This is a genomic window from Chromobacterium aquaticum (assembly GCF_021129195.1).
Classification (GTDB): Bacteria; Pseudomonadota; Gammaproteobacteria; order Burkholderiales; family Chromobacteriaceae; genus Chromobacterium; species Chromobacterium aquaticum.
This window is the reverse complement of the sequence record NZ_JAJOHW010000015.1, coordinates 1-8,307: the sequence shown is the minus strand read 5'-3', so window position 1 is coordinate 8,307 and position 8,307 is coordinate 1. Positions and strand designations below refer to the sequence as shown.

Sequence of the window (8,307 nt, the reverse complement as noted above, 5' to 3'; positions counted from 1 at the left end):
CTAAGAACCTGTTCAAAGTCTGCTGCGCTTCAGCGATACGGCGTTGAAACCGAGCTCAAAATGCTCATGTACCACCTGTACATTCCGCTTTTTCGCTCGTTTTCGCCTTGTCTCGCCCTTGCTCGCGAGACCTTGAACAGGTTCTAAGAGTCTGTTTACGATCTGCTGCGCTGCGGCGATACGGCGTTGAAAACCGCTTCGAAATGCTCATGTACCGTGTGTACATTCCGCTTTCTCAGCCGTTTTCGCCTTGTCTCGCCCTAGCTCGCGAGATCGTAAACGGACTCTAACAAAAATGAGAATGCTTATCAATCTAGTAAACACTCACATTTTTGTTTTAATCGGAACAAATAAAAAGACCCGCCGTGGCGGGTCTATCGCAAGCTTGCCAGCCATCACGGCAAGGCGTCACACATCCTCGGAATCGCCCCAGCCGCTGCGGTCGCCAACGTTGAAAACCTTGTCCTCCGCGGCGATGTCGCCGGCGCCCAGCGTCGGCGCCTCGGCCAGGCGCGCGTACAACGGCGCGAAATCCGGCGCGGTGGCGTCGAACAACTGCTGGAAGCTGTCGATGACGAAATAGGTCCTCTGGAAGGTGTCGATGCGGTAGCGGGTGCGCATGATGCGCTCCAGATCGAAACCGACGCGGTTGGGACTGGCGCTGTCCAGGCAGTACACCGACTCGCCCTTGCTGGACACAATGCCGGCGCCGTAGATGCGCATGCCCTTGGGGGTGTTGATCAGGCCGAACTCCACCGTGTACCAGTACAAGCGCGCCAGCAGCGGCAAGGCGCCCAGCGCCTTGGCCTTCATGCCGCCCTTGCCGTAAGCCTCCAGATAGTCGGCGAACACCGGATTGATCAACAGCGGCACATGGCCGAACAAATCATGGAACACGTCCGGCTCTTGCAGATAGTCCAGCTGGTGCGGCTCGCGCAGCCACCAGGTGACCGGGAAGCGGCGGTTGGCCAGGTGTTCGAAGAACACATCGTCCGGAATCAGGCCCGGCACCGCCACGATCCGCCAGCCGGTGGCGGCCATCAATTGTTCATTCAGCTTGGCGAAATCCGGCACCCGATCCGCGTCCACGCCCAGGCGCTCCAGACCTTCCAGGAATTCATCGCAGGCGCGGCCCGGCAGCATCTCGCTCTGGCGGCGGTACAGCGTGGCCCAGGTGGCGTGATCGGCGGCGGTGTAGCGCTCCAGCGGTTGCGGCAGCGTGAAGTCCACGCGGTCGTGGCTGAGTCCGACATTCTTGCGCGTGGTGATGTCGGGCACGACGAAATCGGCTCGGTCGTTCATGGTGGCGGGTCCGGAATTTAGGTGGATAACTCTAGTTTAGGCCCGGAGCGATGCGGGAAGACCGCAAAATTTGCCTGTGTGCGATTTTTTTTGCACACTTGCCGCATATAAACACCACGAAATGCTCATCATGCGCAAAATTGAATTGGACCGCTTCGACTACCAGATCCTGGACGCGCTGCAGCACGACGCCCGCAGCACCCATCAGAAGCTGGCGCAGCAAGTGGCGCTGTCGGCGTCGCAGATCGGCCGCCGCATCCAGCGCATGGAAGAGAACGGCGTGATCCAGGGCTACCAGGTGGCTTTGAAGCCGGAACAGGTGGGCCTGTCGGTGATGGCCTTCGCCCACGTCAGCCTGGAACGCCACAGCGAAAGCGCCTTGCAGGAATTCGCCCAGGCCATCAATGAATTGCCTGAGGTGCTGGAATGCTACGCCGCCGCCGGCGAGGCGGACTACCTGCTGCGCATCGTGGTGCCGGACCTGCCCTCGCTGTCCACCTTCGTGATGAACCGGCTGATGCGGCTGTCGCTGGTGCGCAGCGTCAAATCCACCATCGCCTTGAACGCGATCAAACAGACGATGAAGCTGCCGCTGTCCTCGGTGCCGGAGTGAGCGCTTCGCCCTTCGGCGCGGCGGACACCCTCTGCAGCCGGCAGCCCGCCGCGTCCTTCCATGCCAGCCATTGCTCTTCCGGCATGTCCGGCTGGCACAAAATGGCCAGATGCAAGGGGTAGCTCAGATCGCCCGCCAAGCCCAGCGCATCCTCCAGCGATTCCAGCGGCACCCTCTCCCGCTGGAACCAGTCCGGCAGCCGCGCGCTCAGCGCTTGGCCCAGCCCTTGCAGCTCTTCTTGCCCCAAACCGCTGTGCCAGACACAATCCGGCGGCTTGGCATCGCCCTGCACTCGCATCAGCTGCGCCAAGTCCTCGGACCACTCGGCCGCCGAAGTCGGCTGCGAACGCGACAGATGGCGGATGGGCCGCGCACCGTCATCGCTGCCGCCCAACAGCAAAGCGAAACCATGCTCGGAACCATCCGGCGCCATATCGTCGGCCCCGTGCAACAGCGCGCCCAATAGCAAGACAGGCCGACGCCTCTCCTGCTGGTACACCTGATCGTAAATCGCCTGCCAGCCCTGTTCCGGCGTCAGCATCCCTGCCCGCTCCGCTAACGGCTCCCGCCAGCGCTCCTCGCCACCACCGGACAATTGCTGGCGGCAGACCAAGCGCCACAAAGCCTCATCCTCCTCCCTGGCCATCAGGACCAAGTCTCCGTTCCCGAGCGCCGCCAAGCGCGCCATCAACTCCGGTGTCAGCACCTCCAGCAATAAAGCCTGCAAACGCAAAACACGCTCCCGCCGTTCCGGCTCAACGGCAAGCCACTCCGGCAGCGGCCCAGGATCCAAGACCGGCGGCAGGCTCAATGCCTGGCCCGCATACTGCGGCCCATTCCCGGCCAGCCGCTGTTCCAGCGACAGCGGGCGCGCCAGACGCACGCTGGCAGCCAATACCGGCAGCGCCGCGCGCGCCCATTGCTCCCAGCCCCGCATCAACTCGTCCTGCGCCTGCCGCTCCGCCTGAACCTCCTCCCGCTCGGTTTCAAACAGGTAGTAGCGTCCTCCCCACAACATCAGCCAGCTCAAACCGGGAATCAACAGCGCCCAGCCCCAAAAACGCCAATCCATGAGCTGACCGCGCGGCCACAGCAAGCTGGTGGCGACCATGCCGATAATAAAAGCGCCGGCCAGCATGGCCAGCCAACGGCCATGCGACGGCGGCGGCGGCCAATCCGGCCGCGTCAATTGCGGAAAAGGCCAAGCCATATCCATCTCCCGTTTCGATGATGACAAAAACGTCAGCTTCCAAGCACGGATCGCCTGGCCGCTGGCGCAGCATCGATTGATCGCAGCATTTTTCCAGCGCGTCCGGCCTGTAGCGTGGGCAAGGCCGACGCCGGGCTGCGCGTGAAAGCATCTTCAGATCACCCAGCCAGGCCATTCCGCTCACAACCAGCTCCGCAGCCAATGCCACGGCAACCACGGGTCTTGATTGTCCAGCCAGGCGAACAGCGGCCAGACCCAGAGCGGCGTGTACAACAGCGGCAGCAGGTTGTAGCCGATCAGCGCCAGCAGCGAGCCCAGCTCGGATTCGCCGCTGACGCGGCGGATGGCCTTGGGGAAGCGGCCCTCGTAGCTGAGCAATTGCGAGAGCTGATGGCCCAGCATCCAGATGAAGAAGGCCGGGAACATGATGACCCTGAGCACGCGGAAGAACGGCAGCTTGCCGATGCCGCCCGGCAGATTGAGGCGGAACACCGTCAGCAGGCTGGAAACCGGATTGGGCCAGCGCGTGCGCAGCCGCCGCGGCCGCGGCGCGGCCTGCGGCCCCTCCTCCATGAAACGGCGGATGTATTCCCAAAACCCGAGCAGTTGGGCGTAGTCGTCGCAGGGACCGCCGAGGAAGGCGGCGTCCACCGCCGTGGTAGTGCCGGCATAGGGGTTGTCGTTCCGTTCCAGCATCCAGCCAAGGATCAGGAAGCCGCCGGCCGCGCCGGCGGTGTCGCCCTCGTCGTCGACTCCGGGCAGCCCTGCTTCCACCTGCTCCCAGTCGTGAACGGCCACGCCGCCCAGATACGGCGGACGCAGCAGATAGACTTTGCGGGTCTTGCGGTTGAAACGCACCACCAGCCGCCGCAATGTGAAGGCTTCCAGACGCCAGAGGGGGAAGCCGAAACGTAAAAGTACATAAAGCACAGCGGGAAAAACCGTGAAGTCCACCAACATGACAAATATCATTTCAGCATCAATGGCTTCCCCATTGACTTTTTTCCAGCTCCAAATAGCTGGTACGCTGTCTGTCAAAGCATCACCTAGCCAAAGCCCACCAACTCCCCAGTACATGACACCGAGCACCAAGCTAATCAAACCGCGCTTATCGTCGTTATAAGTGCAGACATCAATGTAGGTGTTGGTATGACGATAGATCGCATGATGGTCGTCTATGGTGTCAGAACGGCGTTGCCTCACATCGGTGACCTGCTGGCCATCGCCTGGCGCGTCCTTAACGGTGATGTGTTGAATAATACTGTCCAAAATTATGCCGGGCTTGGGCCGCGAGCGCAGCACATACGCTACCCACTCCATCCAGTACATCAGCGCAGCTCCTGGATGGCGGCGTTCAAGGCTTCGATTTCTTCGCTGAAATTGGGGAAGCGCGGATCGCCGGGCCGCTGGCGCAGCATCGATTGATCGCAGCATTTTTCCAGCGCGTCCGGCCTGTAGGGGGAGCAAGGCCGCAGGGCTTGCCCACGCGGACGCCGGGCTGCGCGTGAACGCACCCTCAGATCACCCAGCCAGGCCATTTCGCTCACAACCAGCTCCGCAGCCAATGCCACGGCAGCCACGGGTCTTGATTGTCCAGCCAGGCGAACAGCGGCCAGACCCAGAGCGGCGTGTACAACAGCGGCAGCAGGTTGTAGCCGATCAGCGCCAGCAGCGAACCCAGCTCGGATTCGCCGCTGGCGCGGCGGATGGCCTTGGGGAAACGGCCCTCGTAGCTGAGCAATTGCGAGAGCTGATGGCCCAGCATCCAGATGAAGAAGGCCGGGAACATGATAACCCTGAGCACGCGGAAGAACGGCAGCTTGCCGATGCCACCCGGCAGATTGAGGCGGAACACCGTCAGCAGGCTGGAAACCGGATTGGGCCAGCGCGTGCGCAGCCGCCGCGGCCGCGGCGCGGCCTGCGGCCCCTCCTCCATGAAACGGCGGATGTATTCCCAAAACCCGACCAGTTGGGCGTAGTCGTCGCAGGGACCGCCGAGGAAGGCGGCGTCCACCGCCGTGGTAGTGCCGGCATAGGGGTTGTCGTTCCGTTCCAGCATCCAGCCAAGGATCAGGAAGCCGCCGGCCGCGCCGGCGGTGTCGCCCTCGTCGTCGACTCCGGGCAGCCCTGCTTCCACCTGCTCCCAGTCGTGAACGGCCACGCCACCCAGATACGGCGGACGCAGCAGATAGACTTTGCGGGTCTTGCGGTTGAAACGCACCACCAGCCGCCGCAATGTAAAGGCTTCCAGATGCCAGATGGGGAAACCAAAACGCAACAGAACATAGCAGTAAACAGGCGTTGTCAGGGTAAAGCCAATAAAAGCAATCCAAAACTCCAAGGCACTGACCGCCTGATTAGGGCTTAAGCCAAACAACTCCAGCCAGATATCAATTACGCTGTACCAAGCTAGCCCCCCCCCCCATGTAAACACCGCTAGTACGAGTGTAATCAAGCCTCGCTTATCATCGTTATAAGTACAAACATCGATATAGGTATCGGTATGACGGTAGATCGCGTGATGATCGTCGATGGTGTCGGAACGGCGCTGCCTCACATCGGTGACCTGTTGACCATCTCCTGGCGCGTCCTTAACGGTGATGTGTTGAATAATACTGTCCAAAATTATGCCGGGCTTGGGCCGCGAGCGCAGCACATACGCTACCCATTCCATCCAGTACATCAGCGCAACTCCTGGATGGCGGCGTTCAAGGCTTCGATTTCTTCGCTGAAATTGGGGAAGCGCGGATCGCCGGGCCGCTGGCGCAGCATCGATTGATCGCACCATTTTTCCAGCGCGTCCGGCTCCAACAACCAGATCGCGCCGGTGCTCACCAAGCCGACGCCGCTGGCAAGGCGCGCGCCGCGCAGCAGCAGCGGCAACACCCGCTGGCCGAATAGACGGGCGCTGGAGACCCAGTTGCTAAGGCGGAGCATCGCCTGCACCATGACGCGCAGCTCGTATCTCTTGGCCTTGCTCAACGCCCAAGCCAGAAACTCTCCCGCCGAACCCAGCGCAATCGCCGCGCCCAACGCAGCACCACCTCCTGACACCGCTGCGCGAAGGAAATAAACATAGCTTAGACCTTTCCTATCTCTGTCTCTCGCCTCCACATAAGCACTAAAATCCACCACCATCCCCAACATCCCCGCCACGCTGCCCAAGGCGCCGGCCGCCAGTTTCATCCCGCCGCCGACGATGGCGCGCTGCTGGCCGCTCACTTGCTGGGCCAGCCCGCGGCCGGGGATCTGGCCCGCGCTCAGCTCGCTGGCGTTGGCGCCCAGCTCCAGCAGCACCGCGCTCAAGCCCAGCATCGCCGCGCTGCCTTCCGCCGCCGCCCGCCAGTTGTCGCCCATCTTGGGCGCCTTGCCGTACAGATTGGCCATTTCCAACAGGGTGACGATGCTGGCGAAGCGCAAGCTCGCCAGATTGCCCGGCGGCGAGCGCCCTTGCAGCGCCGCGCTCATTTGCTTGCGATCGGCCTTGGCCAGCCGCTGCGCCGCCGCCGCCCGCGCCTGCGGATTGGGGAAGTGAGCGGCCAGCAGGTCCCCGCGCACCTTGCCCAGTCCGCATTGCAGCAGCCGGTGCAGGCGGCTGGCGCTCAAGACCGCGCGGTCCAGCGTTTGGCCGGCCGGCAGCTTGGCCAGCATCGCGTGGCCGGCTTGCAAAACCAGCAGGTTGACGCCGCCCAGGTGGCTGAGGCTGCTGCTGGACTGGTTGAGCTTGTCCCAGTAGTCGCTGAGCAGCCTGGCGCCTTCCGCTAATTTGTCCGGGCTGGCGAAGGCGGTCTTGACGCTGTGCTGGTTCAGCATCAGCGCATGCTGCAACAGCGCGCCGGGCTGGCCGGGCTGGACGTCGGCCTGCAGCGCCAGCCAGCGCTGGCCGGCCGCGCTGACGTTGACGCCGTTCTGACACAGGCCGATCTGGTGCGCGTAACAGTGGCCGCTGTCCAGGTCGGCGTCGTCGTAGTAGCCAAGCGTCTGCCGCAATGCCGGGCTGTTCAGCCACTGTTGCCAGTCGGCGAAGCGTTGCTCGGCTTCGGCGTCGGCCTGGCGGATGCGCTGCTGCAGTTGCTGGAACGCCGCCCGGTAGCCGGCTTCGTCGCTGAGCCGGGCGCGGTAGCGGTTCCAGGTGGCCTGGGCTTGCTGACGAGTGGCGGCGCCGTGCCGGCGCTCCCAATCCGCCAGTGTTTGCTCGTATTCGGCGCGGTTGCGGTGGGTGTTGCGCGCATTGGGCAGGAAAGGCGCGGGGCTCAGCAGGCCGTCGCGGCCCAGCGGCCGGCTGTGCAGGTCCTGATCCAGCAGCAGTTCCGGCGCCGGCCGCCGTTGCCTGAGGTGATTGTCGTACAAGGCGTCCCGGGCCTCTTCCACGGTGAGCAGGATTTGATAGGCTTGCTGCCGGCTGTAACGGTTATAGCCGGAGGCGCGCTCCATGTCGCGCTCCAGGTCTAGCGTGGCGGTGTTGTGCCAGTTGGCCAGTTCCTGGGTCAGGCCGATCGGGTCGTGCAGGGCGACGGCGAAACTGCCTTGCTGGCCAAGGATGTCGCGGATGCCGTCCAGCCGCTCTTGGTAGGGAAAAGACACGTTCTGGAGAACGAGGCTGACGCCGGGCGGCTGCCGGGCCAGCGCGGCGGCGATTTTGGGGTTCTGCCTGAGCGGGCTGTTGTCATAGCTGGCGGCTTGCGCCGCCAGCGTGGGGAACAGGTGGGGATCGAAACGTTTGACCTTGCTCCGATCCTGCTTGAGAAAGCGGTATTCCACCACATGCGGTTCCAGTTGCGGCGGGCTCAGCGCATGCGGCTGGGGTTGCGGCGCCAGCTTGAAGCTTTGCAGTTGCTGCCACAGCCGCGGGGTGTCGCGAATCTGGTTCAGCATGCGCGGGGTCAGCGGGTCCGGCAGGAACAACAGGCGCAGCTCCTGAACGGTGTCGGGATGTTCGACATTGATCAGCGAGGCGTTGACGTGGTGGCCGGAGGTAGCGCACTGGAAGGCGCGGGGAACCGGGGTGAACACGCCGGGATTGAAGGCGGCGAGGCAGCTTTTGTCGTCCACGGTCCAGGCGCGTTCCCAGCCGCGCGGCTGGCCGCGGCGCTGAACCAGCATGTAGAGATAGCCGGCGCGCAGCAGGCGCAGGGTGTAGCCGGCGGTGGCGAGCCGGCGTTCGCTGACGCCGGCGCCGAGC

At 63.4% G+C, this 8,307-nt stretch carries 7 protein-coding genes; 1 reads left to right on the top strand and 6 read right to left on the bottom strand.

The features are described from left to right. Positions 1-408: 408 nt before the first annotated feature. The gene (phhA, locus tag LQT98_RS02810) at positions 409-1,302 is read right to left on the bottom strand and encodes a phenylalanine 4-monooxygenase (RefSeq protein ID WP_231461043.1); all 894 of its coding nucleotides are present in this window, start codon (positions 1,300-1,302) and stop codon (positions 409-411) included. A gap of 130 nt (positions 1,303-1,432) precedes the next feature. Between phhA and LQT98_RS02805 the strand changes: the two genes are divergently transcribed. Next, the gene (locus LQT98_RS02805; protein WP_231461042.1) at positions 1,433-1,915 is read left to right on the top strand and encodes an Lrp/AsnC family transcriptional regulator; all 483 of its coding nucleotides are present in this window, start codon (positions 1,433-1,435) and stop codon (positions 1,913-1,915) included. Here LQT98_RS02805 and LQT98_RS02800 read toward each other — a convergent pair. From LQT98_RS02800 to LQT98_RS02780, 5 genes are all read right to left on the bottom strand, one after another. Then, positions 1,872-3,125, bottom strand: coding sequence for a hypothetical protein (locus LQT98_RS02800; RefSeq protein ID WP_231461041.1), 1,254 nt, complete (start codon positions 3,123-3,125; stop codon positions 1,872-1,874). The genes LQT98_RS02805 and LQT98_RS02800 overlap by 44 nt on opposite strands. A 180-nt stretch (positions 3,126-3,305) precedes the next feature. Next, positions 3,306-4,454, bottom strand: coding sequence for a DUF6708 domain-containing protein (locus tag LQT98_RS02795; RefSeq protein ID WP_231461040.1), 1,149 nt, complete (start codon positions 4,452-4,454; stop codon positions 3,306-3,308). Next, positions 4,454-4,672: a hypothetical protein gene (locus LQT98_RS02790; protein ID WP_231461039.1), complete on the bottom strand. Its 219-nt coding sequence runs from the start codon at positions 4,670-4,672 to the stop codon at positions 4,454-4,456. Before LQT98_RS02790 ends, LQT98_RS02795 begins: the two co-directional genes overlap by 1 nt. Continuing rightward, positions 4,669-5,403 carry a DUF6708 domain-containing protein gene (locus LQT98_RS02785; RefSeq protein ID WP_231461038.1) on the bottom strand — a complete coding sequence of 245 codons (735 nt, stop codon included), beginning with the start codon at positions 5,401-5,403 and terminating at the stop codon, positions 4,669-4,671. The genes LQT98_RS02790 and LQT98_RS02785 overlap by 4 nt, the downstream gene beginning before the upstream one ends. Positions 5,404-5,807: 404 nt before the next feature. After that, positions 5,808-8,307, bottom strand: a 2,500-nt coding sequence (locus LQT98_RS02780) for a T6SS effector BTH_I2691 family protein (RefSeq protein WP_231461037.1), incomplete at its 5' end; no start/stop codon positions are given.